Origin of the sequence: Bacillus benzoevorans (assembly GCF_014207535.1) — a bacterium.
Lineage (GTDB): Bacteria > Bacillota > Bacilli > Bacillales > Cytobacillaceae > Bacillus_BD > Bacillus_BD benzoevorans.
Genome location: NZ_JACHGK010000003.1, coordinates 277,968 through 293,703 on the forward strand (window position 1 = coordinate 277,968; position 15,736 = coordinate 293,703).

Consider the following 15,736-nt stretch of genomic DNA (forward strand, 5'->3'; position numbering starts at 1 on the left):
TCCCCCCCTTCGAAATCCTCATAAAATAGAAATTGCTGGCAATAAATTGTGATAAAATTCAAAATCTTCATCGCATAACATAATTTTATTACACGATAACAAAACTAGCAACAAGAAAAAAACTGATTCACCATGAATGAATCAGCTTTTTTATCTAATAGTTAATAAACAGAAGTATGTTCTTTTGATACTTTCTCAAGCAATTCTTTTACCCTGGATAAAAATTTACCGCAAATTAATCCATCGAGGATCCGGTGATCAAGAGAAAGACATAGATTGATCATATCCCTGATCGCAAGCATATCATCGATGACAACCGGACGCTTCACGATCGATTCCACCTGCAGGATCGCTGCCTGCGGGTAATTAATAATCCCAACGGATTGAATCGAACCGAATGTTCCTGTGTTATTAATCGTAAAAGTACCGCCCTGCATATCATTAACTGTCAGACGTCCGGTGCGCGCTTTCGCTGCCAGCTCCGTAATTTCCCTAGCGATAGCCTTGATTGATTTTTCATCGGCATTTTTGATGACAGGGACAAATAACTCTTCATTTGAAGCAACAGCTATTGAGATGTTAATTTCTTTTCTTTGAATAATTTTATCGCCGGCCCATGTGGAATTCAACTGCGGGAACTCCTTCAAGGCTTGCGCTACCGCTTTGACGAAAAAGGCGAAAAAGGTCAAATTGAAGCCTTCCTTTTGCTTAAACTCATCTTTAATCTCCTGGCGGTATTTCACAAGATTCGTGACATCGGCCTCGATCATCATCCAGGCATGCGGGATTTCAGACTTACTCCGCACCATATTTGACGCGATCGCCTTGCGCACTCCGGTTACCGGAATCTCAATATCCCCCATACCGGTGATGACCGGCATGGGCGGAAGAGCAGCTGGTGCCAATGCCGGCTCCTGCACTTCCGACTGTACGACTGTCGCTTCTTGCGCCGATTCCGTGACTTGCGGGATGACGCCGGATTCGATAATGCGCTGCACATCTTTACGCGTAATCCTCCCGCCCGCTCCTGTTCCTTTAACGGCTTTTAAATCAATGTCATGTTCCTGTGAAAGCTTCAGTACCGCAGGGGAATATCGGCTTTTGCCTGCTGTCTGTTCCCCATCCTCCATTTGTGGAGCAGGTTCTCCCTCTGCTTTTACAGAGACAGGATGAACGGCTGCTGCATCCCCGGCTGCTTCTGTCTCGATGGAACAAATCACCTCACCCACGGCATAGGTGTGGTCCTCACTCCCTAAATCTGTAATAATCCCCGTAAACAGGGAGGGGATTTCCGCCGTTACTTTATCTGTCATCACTTCAGCAAGGGGATCATATTGATTTACCCGATCACCGACCGCGATCATCCATTTCGTAATCGTCCCTTCCGTTACGCTTTCGCCCAGCTGAGGCATTGTAATTTTTTCTATGGCCAAAATTGACCCTCCCCCTTCTTTAGAATTCAGCCAATTCGCGCATGGCCTTTTCTATTTTATCTTCGTTCATCATAAAATATTTCTCCATTGTTGGTGCGTATGGCATTGCCGGGACATCTGGTCCGGCAAGCCGTTTAATCGGTGCATCTAAATCAAACAAGCAGTTTTCAGCAATAATTGCCGCTACTTCACTGATAATGCTGCCTTCTTTATTATCCTCGGTAATGAGCAGCACCTTGCCCGTTTTCGCCGCACTTTCGATAATGGTCTCTTGATCCAGCGGGTAGACGGTCCGCAAATCCACGACATGGACGGAAATGCCATCAGCCGCTAACTTTTCAGCTGCCTGGAGAGCAAAATGGACACAGAGTCCGTAAGTAATGACGGTGATATCCTCTCCCTCTCGCTTCACTTCCGCCTTCCCCAGTGGCAGAACATAATCATCTTCCGGTACTTCCCCTTTTAGAAGACGGTAGGCCCGTTTATGTTCGAAAAATAATACCGGATCATCATCGCGAATCGCTGCCTTTAGCAGACCTTTGACATCATACGGTGTTGATGGCATCACAATTTTCAACCCAGGCTGATTCGCGAATACAGCCTCAACGGATTGGGAATGATATAAGGCACCATGAACCCCGCCTCCATACGGTGCACGGATGACCATAGGGCAGCTCCAGTCATTATTGGATCGGTAGCGGATTTTCGCCGCCTCAGAAATAATTTGGTTCACCGCCGGCATAATAAAGTCGGCAAACTGCATTTCGGCAATCGGGCGCATACCATACATTGCGGCGCCAATACCAACTCCGGCTATTGCTGATTCAGCCAAAGGCGTATCAATGATCCTATGCTCGCCGAACTGCTCGTAAAGTCCATGTGTCGCTTTAAATACTCCACCTTTTACCCCGACATCCTCGCCCATAATAAACACGCGCGGATCTCTCTCCATTTCTTCACGAATGGCCAGAGTGATGGCATCAATATAGGATATTACAGCCATGTCTTATTTCCCCCCTGCCTGTTCTTCTGCGTATACATACCGCAAAGCATGTTGTGGTTCGGCATATGGTGCCTCTTCGGCATATGTTGTCGCCTCATTGACGATCACCGCGATACGCTTTTCCAGTTCTTCTTGCAGGGATTCTGTTAAAACACCTGTTTCTTTTAAATAGGCGCGGAACGTGAACAATGGATCCCTGGTTTTCGCTTCACTGACTTCATCCTTTGTCCGGTAACTGGAATCATCGTCATCCGATGAATGCGGGGTTAAACGGTAAACAATCGTTTCAATTAATGTCGGACCCTCTCCCCTCCGTGCCCGATCGGCTGCTTCCTTCATCGCTGTATAAACGGCTAATGGATCATTGCCATCTACCGTCACTCCCGGCATGCCGTAACCGATCGCCCGGTCGGCAATGTATTCGCATGCCACTTGTTTCTTTAATGGAACGGAAATAGCGTAGCCGTTATTTTCGCACATAAAGATGACGGGCAGGTTGTGAACGGCGGCAAAATTAGCCCCTTCATGGAAATCTCCCTGGTTCGAGGAACCCTCGCCGAATGTCACGAAACTAACGAGATCTTTCCCCTCCATTTTTGCCCCTAAAGCAATCCCTACAGCATGCGGTACCTGTGTCGTAACAGGAGAAGAACCAGTAACGATCCGGTTTTTCTTTTGCCCAAAATGACCGGGCATCTGGCGTCCCCCTGAATTCGGATCTTCAGCCTTCGCGAAGGCTGAAAGCATAATTTCCTTTGTCGTCATGCCAAAGGCTAATACAACTCCAAGGTCGCGGTAATAAGGCAGAACGTAATCCTTGCTCCGGTCAAGGGCAAATGATGCCCCAACCTGTGCAGCCTCCTGTCCTTGACAGGAAATCACAAAAGGTATTTTCCCGGCACGATTTAAAAGCCACATTCTTTCATCTATTTTTCTTGCTAAGAGCATCGTTTCATACATCTCTAACACTTGTTTATCCGTTAAACCAAGTGCCTGATGGCGATTTTCACCCATATATAAATCCTCCCTAACCATTTTCTAAAGAAGCTCGATTCTGGACTTTACGGCTAGTTTTCTACAACCCGTCTCACGGACAGCACTCTTTTTTGACGGTAGTTTAGTTCCCTTTTATCCATGAATCGCTTTGCCGTCAACTGCCAATGCCGCCTCCCCCATAATTTCGGAAAGGCTTGGATGCGGATGGATGCTATGGGCAATTTCCCATGGGGTAGCATCGAGCACCCTGGCAAGCCCCGCTTCTGAAATTAAATCGGTGACATTTGGACCAATCATGTGTACTCCGAGCACATCATCGTTTTCTGCGTTAGCAACGATTTTCACAAAACCATCACTTTCACCGAATACTAGCGCTTTCCCGATCGCCCGGAATGAAAATTTGCCTATTTTGACTTTATAGCCTTTTGCTATCGCCTCTGCCTCTGTGAAGCCGACCTTCGCTGCCTCAGGATGGCTGTAAACGCAAGAAGGAATCAAGCTGTAATCAAGCAGATGCGGCATAACACCAGCCAAATGCTCTACTGCTGTCATACCTTCATGCGATGCGACATGGGCCAGCTGAATACCGCCGATACAGTCGCCAATGGCGTAAATATGGGATTCCTTTGTCTGATAATATTCATTCGTCTTAATCACGCCGTTTTCAAGCACAACATCTGTGTTTTCAAGACCAATTCCCTCCACATTCGCCTGCCTGCCGACGGATAAAAGCAGCTTATCTCCCTGGAATTCGCATAATTTTTCATTGATCATCGCGGTGATCGTAACTCCGTTCTCTTTTTGCAATGTTTCTGGCAGCACTTTAGCTCCTGTGTTCACTTGGATCCCTTTCTTTTTAAATAAGCGCTCCATCTCTTTGGAAATCTCCGCATCTTCTGTCGGAAGAATGCGTTCTGCATATTCAAGTATTGTGACTGATACACCGAAATCGGTCAGCATCGAAGCCCATTCCACTCCAATTACTCCACCGCCGACAATGATGATCGATGACGGCAGTTCCTTGAAGACCAAAGCTTCATCTGAAGTCAGAACATATTCCCCATCGATGTCAAGCCCCGGCAGGGTTCTCGGACGTGAGCCAGTTGCAAGCAGAACATTTTTAGGGATAAGCATTTCGTTATCGCAGCCGCTGTTCATTTCGACGGAGATCGTTCCGGGAAGAGGAGAAAATATCGAGGGTCCTAAAATACGTCCTTTTCCTTCGTACACATCAATCTTTCCCTTTTTCATCAGGTGCTGGACCCCTTTATGAAGCTGGGATACGATTTTCTCTTTTCGTTCCTGCACTTTTGCAAAGTTCAGCGCTGCATCACTGACTGTGATCCCAAACTCTTCACTGCGTTTAACCGTTGCATAAATTTCAGCGCTGCGCAGTAACGCCTTCGATGGGATACAGCCTTTATGAAGACATGTACCGCCAAGTTTTTCTTTTTCTACTACCGCAGTTTTCAGTCCAAGCTGTGCTGCGCGTATCGCTGCGACATAACCGCCGGTTCCCCCGCCAAGAATGACGAGATCGTATTCAGTAGCCAATTCGTTAACCTCCCTGTAGAGGAAGAATGCCAGCCTATTCGGCCTTTAAATTCCATTTCCCCTGTTTAAGTTGAATATCCTTGTATAGAATGCCTGTCATAGTCGTTTATGGTCTAATCGATACCTTCACGTTTGGATATTCCTTTACATTCTCTTCCCCGCGAAGGACCCTTAGGGCTCCCTCCGCCAAGGAGAGCAGTTCATTTTCTCCCGGATGGACAAAAACATCGGCAATCCAATTGACGCGGCCTGAAATTTTTTCCGTTAACCTTTTGTTTTCTGCCAATTTTCCCGTCAAAATAATGGCGTCCACCCTGCCCGCTAAGACCGTACCGGCTGCGCCGATTTCTTTGGCCACCTGATAAGCCATGGCGGAAAAAATCAGTTCTGCTTTTTTATCTCCATTCAAAATCCTTTTTTCCACTTGTCTGTGGTCAATCGTTCCCAAGTAACCGAGAAAACCGCTTTTTTCCACGAGCATTGCGATGATTTCCTCTTCGCTATACTTGCCGGAAAAACAAAGATTGATCAAAGCACCCGTCGGTACAGTACCAGCTCGTTCCGGACTGAAAGAGCCTTCGCCGTGCAGGCCGTCGTTAACATCGACCACTTTTCCCTGCTTATGCACACCAATCGTAATGCCCCTGCCTAAATGGGCGACAATTAAATTTAATTCCTCATAATGGCGCGCAAGCTCCTTTGCCACTCTGCGGGCCGCCGCTTTTTGGTTTAAAGCATGAAAGATACTTTTCCGCTCGATTAAAGGGAAACCGGATACCCTCGCTATTTCATCCAGTTCATCGACGACGACCGGGTCAACAATAAAGGCCGGGATATTGAGACCGGAAGCAATTTCATAGGCGATAATGCCGCCTAAATTGGAGGCATGCTCGCCGGAAAAGCCGGTACGCAAATCACTCAGCATTTGCTCATTGACTTCATAAGTCCCCCCCTCAATTGGACGCAGCAGCCCGCCGCGGGCACATACAGCATCCAGCTTTGAAATGTTAATACCTTCGTTATGTAATATTTCAAGCACATCGTTTTTCCGGAGTTGGTATTGATCGGTAATTCTTTTGTAAGAATTGTTTTCTCCGCTATTATGTGTGATGTTTTTTTCGAAAATCGAAATTTCATTTTCAAATATCCCTATTTTTGTGCTGTTTAAACTTGGACTCATGATGAGCATTCTAAATTTGTGTTCACGCAACGTTACCGCCTCCATTCAATTCTTCATCCTGCCGCGGGGAAAAAGGAGAGACCGGAAGAACGAAAGCCTCCCCATTCCATTTTCACCTTATCTCCTGCTCAAAATGTGAAGACCGTTTTGCAGAAATTGGCTCCGCGACTTCCGCATTTGTTCGATTCTTTCCTCCGCCATCCGGTCAGCGGCTTGATGGGCTGGAATTTCGTCGCGTTTCGATATTTCCAGTACTTTGGCTATTTGTTGATAAATCATTTCCACCTTCCGCATCGCGCGCTCGCGGTTATAGCCATGGAGTTCATCGGCCACATTAATCACACCACCAGCATTAATAACATAATCTGGAGCGTAGATGATTCCCATTTCATGAAGGATGTCGCCATGTCTGGGCTCTTTTAGCTGATTATTCGCCGACCCGGCAATCACTTTCGCTTTCAACTTCGGAATAGTCTGATCATTGATGACACTGCCAAGAGCACATGGTGCAAAAATATGACAATCTGCTTCATAGATGTCATCCGGTTCAACGGGTATTGCTCCGAACTCCGCTACGGCCCGCTCTACGGCTGATTTTCTGATATCCGTCACAATCAATTTCGCTCCCTCTTCATGGAGGTAGCGACACAGCACATATGCCACATTTCCTACTCCCTGAACAGCGACCGAGAGTCCATTCAGCGAATCGCTGCCGAATGCTTCTTTAGCTGCCGCCTTCATGCCGCGGTATACGCCATACGCCGTGACAGGCGAAGGATTGCCCGAGGAGCCAGACTCCGGTGATATTCCTGTGACATAATTCGTTTCTTCATGAATAATATCCATATCAGCAACGGTCGTTCCGACGTCTTCTGCTGTAATATAGCGGCCGTTTAAGCCCTGGATAAAGCGGCCGAATGCACGAAACATTGCCTCGCTTTTATCTTTCTCTGGATCGCCGATAATGACGGTTTTTCCGCCGCCGAGATTTAACCCGGATGCCGCATTTTTATAGGTCATTCCTCGTGCCAGGCGAAGGGCATCTTCAATGGCGGCTTCTTCTGAATGATAGGTCCACATCCTTGTACCGCCTAACGCTGGGCCTAGAGTTGTATCATGGATGGCAATGATCGCCCTTAAGCCCGATGAAGAGTCATGACAAAACAGCAGCTGTTCATAATGGTATTTTTCCAAATAAGGAAATAATTCCACGTCCATTCCTCCCAATGATCTTTGAAAGTCAAAGAATGCAGCAGTCTCGACGTCTCCGGCAGGATAGTTGGAACATCTGGACATATATCGTAAAAGAATTAACCACAGTCATTTCACTATAGTAATAGAATATTTTTACATACTGAATTGGAGCTTGCATACATTTTTCTTTTTACTCACATTATATCAATGCAAGAATCATGCCAACTAGAAGTCAACTTTTGGGAAGGAAAAAAGTTGTCATATTCGCTTTTATGACCATTCTTGCCATTCTTTTCACAATGAAAACATGAAAGACTTTGCATGGTTATGAAATTTATTGCACGTCATTATTTGCAAGATGATATTTTTCCAGCTTATAATATAAGTTTCGCACTGAAAGACCGAGGCTCTTAGCCGTTAATGTTTTATTTCCGTTCTGCTGCTCTAGAGCTTCCATAATGATTTTTTTCTCAAATTCCTCTATCCTCTCAGATAATGTACGGTTGGTACCCATGCTTTCTTGCGCCTTTTTCTCCGAAGATAAAACGTTTGTCATACCATGCAGATGATTTTCATCAATGAATGTTTCATTTTTATTCATAAAGATCATGGCTCTGCCTATAATATTTTCCAGCTCGCGGACATTTCCCGGCCAGTGATATGCCATTAGACGGGTATGCGCGGCATTGGTTAATCCTTCCACATTACGACCGTACTCCTGATTCATTTTTTCAATCAGCCGCTCAGCTAACGGCTTAATGTCATCTTTGCGCTCCCTAAGAGGCGGAATATAAATCGGCATGCGGCTCAGGCGGTAATACAAGTCCTCACGAAACGAACCGTTCAGCATCCCTTTTTCCAGATTGACATTGGTTGCGGCAATGACTCGTACATTTAGGGAAGTCGGCTTTGTTCCGCCGACCCTTGTTATTTCATTCTCCTGCAGCACCCGCAAAAGCTTTACCTGGGTATTCAAAGGCAAATCACCGATTTCATCAAGAAAAATACTGCCGTTTTGCGCTTCTTCAAACAGACCTCTTTTTCCTCCCCGCTTCGCCCCGGAAAAGGCGCCTTCCTCGTACCCGAACAGTTCGCTTTCGAGCAGGGATTCACTTAAGGCCGCACAATTAACACGGATAAATTTATTATATTTCCGCTCACTTTCATCATGGATCGCATGGGCGAACATTTCTTTTCCTGTACCCGACTCCCCGCGCAGGAGAATGGTTGCCGGAGTTTTGGCCGCCAGTTTAGCTTGTCCGATGGACGTTTTCATTTCTGTCGATGTTCCGATAATATCTTCAAAGGTATATTTTGCCTCAAGCGTTCGGATGATTTGCCTTGCCTTGTGTAATTCTCTGCTCAAATCCTGAATTTCCGATACGTCCCGAATGACCCCGATGCTTCCCTTCAGCTTTCCATCAACTATGACCGGTGCACCGTTGACAATGACTTCTTTTTTATTCGGTCCGACTTTCATCGACACCCCTCTAACAGCCCTCCGCGTCTGCAGCACTTTCATATGAACACTTTCGCCCTCCGCGATATCCGTTGTCGCCGGTTTGCCGATAATCTGGCTGGCCGCGAGACCCGTAATTCTCGTATAGGCCGGATTAATCATCATGCCGTACCCATTTTCATCTACCACCGAAATCGCTTCATCACTGGAATTGAATATAGCCTGTAATTTCGTCTCTACCTCTTTTAAATTCGTAATTTCTTCCGCAAGACGGACGGCATCGGTAATGTCCTTGAAAACAGACAACGCTCCGTTTAACCGCCCATTCTCATCAATGATCGGGAATCTCGCTGAAATGATTTTGCGCCCGTTGTTTAAACGGATTTCCTGGTTCGTTTCGATTCTGCGCGTTCGCAGCACACGCGGCAGCTTGCTGGACGGAATCACTTCGTGAATATGCTTTCCGATCACAGCGAAGCTTTCCTCCCCGATCATTTTTTCCGCGCTTTTATTATAAAGAATAATCTTTTCATCATTATTAATCACAATCATGCCATCGTTGGTTGAATTAAATATTAATTCATGAATCATGGATTCCATCATGACGTCCTCTTCCTATGAAAAATTTTTCATATTAAAACAAAGCCTTATGCATTATTTTTCGCATTTCTATTTTATTCTTTATTGCCCGCCTTGACAAATCTTTTGGATGATTTATGATTTTGATATCACGATAAAAAGAAGGGTCTCTTCATGAATAGAATTCTAGCACTTATTATTTTATTATTACCGGGAATCATGGCTGTAGTTGGCTTTAAACTAATGAAGGATATGGTATTCGGGATTCTCTATAAACCGATACCGTTTCTTTGGCTGCAATTTTTGCTTGGACTGGCTATGTTTATCGCAGGTATATGGTTCATTGCCGGTTTTATTCTTCATCGTGATCGAAAGAAGAATAAAGTACAATCACGTTTTCAAAATCGCGAACCAGACGAAAAGAACGATGACAAAAAGCCTGATGCATGAGCATCAGGCTTTTTGAGTGGTCTGATTATGTAAATGTGCTTGGAAGAATACCATTCGATTGACTGTCTTAAACACCAAAATGAGGATTGTTCAGATTACGACGGAGTGATACAGCATAAGCGGGATCATCCGTAATAAAAGCGGTACAGCCGTAGTGAAATAGACGCCGCATATGCTTTCCTTTATTAACCGTATATGGTCTGACCGCCACACCATTGGCCAGTGATTGCTGCAAAGTATCATCCGAAAGATGCACATACTTTGGATGAATTCCCTGCACCCCAATGGAGGCGGCATAAACCCATGGCTGATAAATTTGTTGTGACAAAAGCGCAGCTGTTTCAATTTCTGGTGCCAGTCTGCGGCACAGTACCAAGCTATTGTGGTTAAAGGAAGATAAGATGATACGATGCGATAAACCATATTCACGTATCAGCTTGATCACCTTTTCTTCCATTCCTGCATATGCAAACACATTATTTTTCAATTCAATATTGCAAATCAATTGATTTTCCGTCAGCCATTGCAGTACTTCTCTTAATGACGGCACCTCTGACTTTCTATTCATCCCTGCATTCAAGCTCTTGATCTCCGAATAGGTTAAATCTTTAACATACCCTGAGCCATCGGTCGTACGGTTCACTTTTTCATCATGAATGACGACGACTTCACCCTCTTTTGTCAGTTGAACATCCAGTTCAATTCCATCAGCACCTGCATCTCCTGCTTTCTTAAACGCTATCATCGTATTTTCCGGATACAGTGCTGAGAATCCTCTATGAGCGAATACTAAGGTCATAGCTAATTCACTTTCTCCAAATAATTTAAGAAGCTCTGTGCTCGAGACGAAGCTTGTCGGCAACCATGGCGATAAATTCAGAATTGGTTGGCTTTGCTTTTGACATCGATACAGTATAACCGAATAAAGAAGAAATCGATTCAATATTCCCTCTGCTCCATGCTACTTCAATCGCATGACGAATAGCCCGTTCTACACGACTTGCCGTGGTATTATACTTTTTCGCAATATCCGGATACAGTACTTTTGTAATAGAACCAAGCAACTCAATATCATTATAGACCATTGAAATTGCCTCACGCAGATACATGTATCCTTTAATATGTGCCGGAACACCAATTTCGTGAATAATGCTGGTAATGCTGGCATCAAGATTTTTTGGTTTTGATTCGGCATGAGGGCGGTAGCCTCCTGTCGACTTGCGAATGACTGGTGCTGGTTTACCGCTTAATTGCCGAATTTGATTGACGAGATTTTCCATATCAAACGGTTTTAAAATAAAATAGGAAGCGCCTAATTCAACCGCTTTCTTTGTTACATCCTCTTGGTCAAAGGCTGTCAGCATAATGACATTTGGCACATGACTTTTATTTAAATCACGCAGTTTTTCCAGTACGGCAAGACCGTCTAAATGAGGCATAATGATATCCAGGACTAAAACATCTGGATCAATATTTTCAAGCATTTCCAAGCACTCTTGACCGTTATGAGCTACTCCTACGACTTCCATATCTTCTTGAGAATTAATAAATTCCTCCAACAAATGGACAATTTCGCGATTATCATCAACTACACTAACTTTAATTTTCCTCACTCGTTATTTCCTCCCCAATGTTCTTTTCATTACACCCAATTATCTTTATCCTAAATCATGTCTAAACAAGACGACGGGAATGTTTTTCTCTCTCTTATTTATATTCTAAATGACAATTTCGACAATGCAACTAAAATTCCTTTTCATTATTTTAATTTTTCTTAATATATCCATCACTTCTAAGTATTTTTCTGTGATTTCTGCTTGTTTCGACAGATTTCACCCCTGTAAACTAGGTTTAAAAATCATTTTTGTCGAAAAGTTTTTTCACCAAAAAATGCGTCTTATTTGCTTTTAATGGTAAATATGGTTTTGCATCCGAAAATCAATACTTTTTGACGTTTTCATAAAGTGTGCATACAGAAAATGTTGAATATCTTCCTTAACATAACAAAAAAATTCCATTCCCCCAAGTGGTAAATGGTGGTACAAAGAAAAGACGGGAAATGATCCCCGTCTTTTTAAGAAGCCTTCTCTTCAGCCTTTTCATAAATATCAATTCCTGCCTCATTTAACATCCATTCAATGTGAACGCCATACCCACTTGTTGGATCATTGACAAAAACATGGGTAACAGCGCCGACAACCTTCCCATCCTGAATAATCGGGCTGCCGCTCATTCCTTGAACGATTCCCCCCGTTTTGTTTAATAGTTCAGGATCAGTAATCTTAATCACCATTCCCTTTGTTGCCGGGAATTTTTGCGGGATGGTGCTGACAATTTCAATATTAAACAGCTTTACCTCGTCATTTTCCACAACCGTTAGAATTTGTGCCGGTCCTTCTTTTACCTGATGCGATAAGGCTATTGGAAGCGGCTCATCCATAATTCCGTTTTTCATTTCTCTGTTTAATTCACCGAAAATCCCATAAGGACTGTTTCGTTTAATATTTCCAATTACGGTCTTATCTGGAGAAAAGCGGGCTAATTTCTCGCCAGGATTGCCATTGCTTCCTTTTTCGATTGATGTGACGGTCGATTTGACAATTTGTCCGTCACCGACAACAATCGGCTTTTTCGTATCCATATCGGATATTACATGTCCTAACGCACCATATTTTTTCGTTTCGGGATGATAAAAGGTCATCGTTCCAATTCCAGCCGCAGAATCGCGAATATATAGACCCAGTTTAAAATTCTCTTCCCCTTTTTCCCTTTGCGGCATGAGCTCAGTCATAAATTTACCGTTTTCCCTCGTTACCATCATTTTTAATGGTTCATGATTTGCTCCTGCTTCTTGCACAAAAGGAGCGACATCGGTCATTTTTTCAATCTCTTTCCCATTTATTTGCGTGATAATATCGCCAACTTGTATCCCTGCCTGTTCCCCTGGAGATACTTTACCACTATCGGTTGCTACCTGATGGTGTCCGACAACTAACACCCCAACGGTATTCAGCTTTACTCCAATCGATTGACCACCGGGAATGACTTTAAAATTCTTTAATACATTGACATCGACCTTTTTAACCGGAAATCCTGCCAATTCCAAAAACATTTCATTTTTTCCTTGCTCTTTTGCTTCAAGCGATACAGACTCATGATTCTGGCTTAAAGCCACGATGGCCTGTTCAGAAGGTACGGTTGCCGAAACTTGAACTGCTTTTGGAAACTGGAACTGCTGCCCTTCAAAAAGGGTAATACTATTTGGAAAGTGTTTATATTGTTGAACAGGTTTTGAAAAACCTATAGCAATTAATGAAACAAGGAGAATTCCACCAATTATTTTTCTTAAAAAATCTTTATTCAATCCATTCACTCTCCTCGCTTCTAGTCCAAAAACCGTCTTAATGGCTACATCTATAATTTTGCCTGCATGATGTGCATTTATAACTGTGACGGTAATAAAAAACCTGTAGAATGAGGAAATATTTCGCAATCTTCTTTAAGTGAATGAATATGTCCGGCAAAAAGAAGGCTTGTGCAAGTAGAACCTGCCCCTTCCATACGGCGGCTTTAGTTTAGCCGATGTATCAATTGGGTGTCAGACCCCATATGTAACAATCCTTAATACACCTTTGTATTATGAGCAAGCTGAAGTAATTCTTTCGCATGCTCTTTTGTTAAATCAGTGATTTCCGCTCCCGAGATCATGCGCCCGATCTCCCTAATTTTCTCTTCTTCAGTCAGCGCCTTAACCGTTGTTTTCGTTCTGCCGTCTTTGGTGGCTTTTGCAATATATAAATGAGTATCTGCCATTGCCGCCACCTGAGGCAGGTGGGAAATACAGAGGACTTGGGAATCAATTGATACTTTATGAATTTTTTCGGCAATTGCCTGTGCTACCCGTCCGCTGACCCCGGTATCTACTTCGTCAAAGATAATGGAAGTGACTTCCTGATGCTTCGAAAAAATGCTTTTTAGTGCCAGCATAATCCGTGACAATTCCCCTCCCGAAGCAATTTTGGATAACGGTTTTAAAGGTTCGCCAGGATTAGCGGTTAAATAAAATTCTACTTGATCCATGCCATTTGCTGAAAACTGGTTTTCCAGTTTTGCCATTCTTACTTCAAATACTGTTTTTTGCATGTAAAGTTCTTTTAATTCATGATGGATCGCTCTAGTTAATTCCTTGGCAAAATGACTGCGGACGCTGGTTAATTCTTTTCCTTCCACCATCAGATCCTTCTTCAGCGAGACAAGCTCTTTTTGCAGCTGTTCGATGTGGGTTTCTTTATTTTGCAGCGTTTCAATTTCCTCGTCAATTTTCGCGCCGTATTCTAAAATCGCCGCGATCGAGGGACCGTATTTGCGCTTTAATTGATTAATTTCCGTTATGCGATCCTCTATTTCATTCAGTCTTTGCGGGTCAAATTCAAGATTATCCAATTCACTTCGCAGCGTTCGCGCTGCATCTTCCAAAACATAGTAGCTGTTTGACACCGACTCCGCTAATTCTTTATAATCAGGGTTCAGCACAGCAGCATCCTCTAAATTATTCATCACTAGACCAAGCCAGTCCAATCCTTTTTGCTCGCCGCGCAGCCCATTATAGCTTAATTGAACGGCTTCATGGATGCGTTCAAAATTAGATAGCCGCTTTCTTTCCTCAAGCAGTTTCTCATCCTCATTTAATTTCAAATTAGCCGCTTGAATTTCCGAAAGCTGGAATTGAATCAAGTCAAGCCGATGTGCCATCTGCTGTTCATTTTCATTGAGACTATTCAACTTTCTCAGCGTCTTTTCGTAATTTCGGTATACCTGTCCGTATTCTTCCAAAGCTGCGGTAACTTTATCTTTACCAAACTGGTCTAGAAGGGACAAGTGCTTCGTTTCATCCATTAGCTCCTGATGTTCATGCTGACCATGAATATCGACTAAAGTACTGCCTATTTCACGTAAAACGGAAATGGTGACGAGTTTTCCATTGATGCGGCATACACTCTTCCCACTTTTATAAATGTCCCGCCGCAGGACTATCATGTCGTCCTCTATTTCAATGCCCAATTCCAGTGCCTTCTTAAAAATAGGATGACTCATTTTTTGCAGCAGAAAAAGGCCTTCAATCTCGGCACGGTCTTCTCCGTAACGGACAAAATCTGAAGAGCCTCTCCCGCCAACAAGTAAATGGATCGCATCAATGATAATAGATTTCCCTGCACCTGTTTCACCAGTCAAAACAGTCAAGCCCTTTTCCAAAGAAATAGACAGGGTTTCAATAATGGCAAAGTTTTTTATCGACAGTTCACTCAGCATGTCCGCTCACCTCTTTGAATTAAAGTAAATCAAGAAATCGCTGCGAAACGATTTCTGTGTCTTTTTCATTTCGGCAAATCACTAAAATCGTATCATCTCCGCTGACAGTGCCAACAATGTCCTCCCAGTCCAAATGATCAATCAGTGCGGCGATGGCCATCGCATTTCCGGGCAGTGTTTTCATAACAAGCAAGTGACCGGCAGAATCAATCCTGACAAAGGCATCAATTAAATGCCGTTTCAACTTGTGAAGCGGGTTAAACCTTTGATCTGCGGGCAGGCTATACTTATAACGCCCGTCTAATAGCGGAACCTTCACTAAATGGAGTTCTTTAATATCGCGGGAAACCGTGGCCTGTGTCACATTGTATCCCTGACTTTTTAATTCATCTACCAGTTCATCCTGGGTTTCTATATCATTATTTGCAATAATTTCGCGAATTTTTATATGACGTTGTCCTTTATTCATTGTTTCACCTCATGAAATGTCTCCATTTGGGATATTCACTTATATGTTAGCCGATTTTTTTCATTTTGTACATGAATATTTATGCAAAAAAGTGAGTTAATAACTCAGA

General features: G+C 43.6%; 13 protein-coding genes. 1 reads left to right on the plus strand and 12 read right to left on the minus strand.

What is annotated here, in order from left to right; genetic code table 11:
- Positions 1-161 precede the first annotated feature (161 nt).
- From HNR53_RS07125 to HNR53_RS07155, 7 genes are all read right to left on the minus strand, one after another.
- Entirely contained in the window at positions 162-1,433 is a 1,272-nt protein-coding gene (locus HNR53_RS07125; RefSeq protein WP_184524286.1) for a dihydrolipoamide acetyltransferase family protein, read from the minus strand.
- A gap of 19 nt (positions 1,434-1,452) precedes the next feature.
- Positions 1,453-2,436: an alpha-ketoacid dehydrogenase subunit beta gene (locus tag HNR53_RS07130; RefSeq protein WP_184524289.1), complete on the minus strand. Its 984-nt coding sequence runs from the start codon at positions 2,434-2,436 to the stop codon at positions 1,453-1,455.
- 3 nt (positions 2,437-2,439) lie between these two features.
- Positions 2,440-3,450 (minus strand): thiamine pyrophosphate-dependent dehydrogenase E1 component subunit alpha, encoded by a 1,011-nt coding sequence (locus tag HNR53_RS07135; RefSeq protein ID WP_184524291.1) that lies wholly within the window; start codon positions 3,448-3,450, stop codon positions 2,440-2,442.
- A gap of 114 nt (positions 3,451-3,564) precedes the next feature.
- The gene (gene lpdA / locus HNR53_RS07140) at positions 3,565-4,986 is read right to left on the minus strand and encodes a dihydrolipoyl dehydrogenase (protein WP_184524293.1); all 1,422 of its coding nucleotides are present in this window, start codon (positions 4,984-4,986) and stop codon (positions 3,565-3,567) included.
- A gap of 106 nt (positions 4,987-5,092) precedes the next feature.
- Positions 5,093-6,196, minus strand: coding sequence for a butyrate kinase (buk, locus tag HNR53_RS07145; RefSeq protein WP_184524295.1), 1,104 nt, complete (start codon positions 6,194-6,196; stop codon positions 5,093-5,095).
- Positions 6,197-6,283: 87 nt separating this feature from the next.
- Positions 6,284-7,378 carry a branched-chain amino acid dehydrogenase gene (gene bcd / locus HNR53_RS07150; RefSeq protein WP_184524297.1) on the minus strand — a complete coding sequence of 365 codons (1,095 nt, stop codon included), beginning with the start codon at positions 7,376-7,378 and terminating at the stop codon, positions 6,284-6,286.
- A 316-nt stretch (positions 7,379-7,694) separates the two neighbouring features.
- Positions 7,695-9,422, minus strand: a complete 1,728-nt coding sequence (locus tag HNR53_RS07155) for a sigma-54 interaction domain-containing protein (RefSeq protein ID WP_184524299.1) — start codon at positions 9,420-9,422, stop codon at positions 7,695-7,697.
- Between the two features lie 150 nt (positions 9,423-9,572).
- Between HNR53_RS07155 and HNR53_RS07160 the strand changes: the two genes are divergently transcribed.
- Positions 9,573-9,848 carry a DUF2627 domain-containing protein gene (locus tag HNR53_RS07160; RefSeq protein WP_184524300.1) on the plus strand — a complete coding sequence of 92 codons (276 nt, stop codon included), beginning with the start codon at positions 9,573-9,575 and terminating at the stop codon, positions 9,846-9,848.
- A gap of 67 nt (positions 9,849-9,915) precedes the next feature.
- Here the strand turns inward: HNR53_RS07160 and HNR53_RS07165 are convergent, their stop codons facing one another.
- From HNR53_RS07165 to ahrC, 5 genes are all read right to left on the minus strand, one after another.
- Positions 9,916-10,647 carry a glycerophosphodiester phosphodiesterase gene (locus HNR53_RS07165; RefSeq protein ID WP_184524302.1) on the minus strand — a complete coding sequence of 244 codons (732 nt, stop codon included), beginning with the start codon at positions 10,645-10,647 and terminating at the stop codon, positions 9,916-9,918.
- Between the two features lie 25 nt (positions 10,648-10,672).
- Positions 10,673-11,461 (minus strand): sporulation transcription factor Spo0A, encoded by a 789-nt coding sequence (spo0A, locus tag HNR53_RS07170; protein ID WP_184524304.1) that lies wholly within the window; start codon positions 11,459-11,461, stop codon positions 10,673-10,675.
- A 461-nt stretch (positions 11,462-11,922) separates the two neighbouring features.
- Positions 11,923-13,212: a SpoIVB peptidase gene (gene spoIVB, locus HNR53_RS07175; protein WP_184524306.1), complete on the minus strand. Its 1,290-nt coding sequence runs from the start codon at positions 13,210-13,212 to the stop codon at positions 11,923-11,925.
- A gap of 257 nt (positions 13,213-13,469) precedes the next feature.
- Entirely contained in the window at positions 13,470-15,158 is a 1,689-nt protein-coding gene (gene recN, locus HNR53_RS07180; protein WP_184524308.1) for a DNA repair protein RecN, read from the minus strand.
- A gap of 19 nt (positions 15,159-15,177) precedes the next feature.
- A complete protein-coding gene (ahrC, locus tag HNR53_RS07185) occupies positions 15,178-15,627 on the minus strand; it encodes a transcriptional regulator AhrC/ArgR (RefSeq protein ID WP_184524310.1) in 450 nt (149 codons plus the stop codon).
- Between the last annotated feature and the right edge of the window lie 109 nt (positions 15,628-15,736).

What these genes read in the sequence shown, in the direction of transcription:
- HNR53_RS07135 (WP_184524291.1), bottom strand. Translation starts at nt 3,450, where the DNA reads ATGGGTGAAAATCGCCATCAGGCACTTGGTTTAACGGATAAACAAGTG.
- recN (WP_184524308.1), bottom strand. Translation starts at nt 15,158, where the DNA reads ATGCTGAGTGAACTGTCGATAAAAAACTTTGCCATTATTGAAACCCTG.
- HNR53_RS07160 (WP_184524300.1), top strand. Translation starts at nt 9,573, where the DNA reads ATGAATAGAATTCTAGCACTTATTATTTTATTATTACCGGGAATCATG.
- HNR53_RS07165 (WP_184524302.1), bottom strand. Translation starts at nt 10,647, where the DNA reads ATGACCTTAGTATTCGCTCATAGAGGATTCTCAGCACTGTATCCGGAA.
- HNR53_RS07155 (WP_184524299.1), bottom strand. Translation starts at nt 9,422, where the DNA reads ATGATGGAATCCATGATTCATGAATTAATATTTAATTCAACCAACGAT.
- HNR53_RS07130 (WP_184524289.1), bottom strand. Translation starts at nt 2,436, where the DNA reads ATGGCTGTAATATCCTATATTGATGCCATCACTCTGGCCATTCGTGAA.
- ahrC (WP_184524310.1), bottom strand. Translation starts at nt 15,627, where the DNA reads ATGAATAAAGGACAACGTCATATAAAAATTCGCGAAATTATTGCAAAT.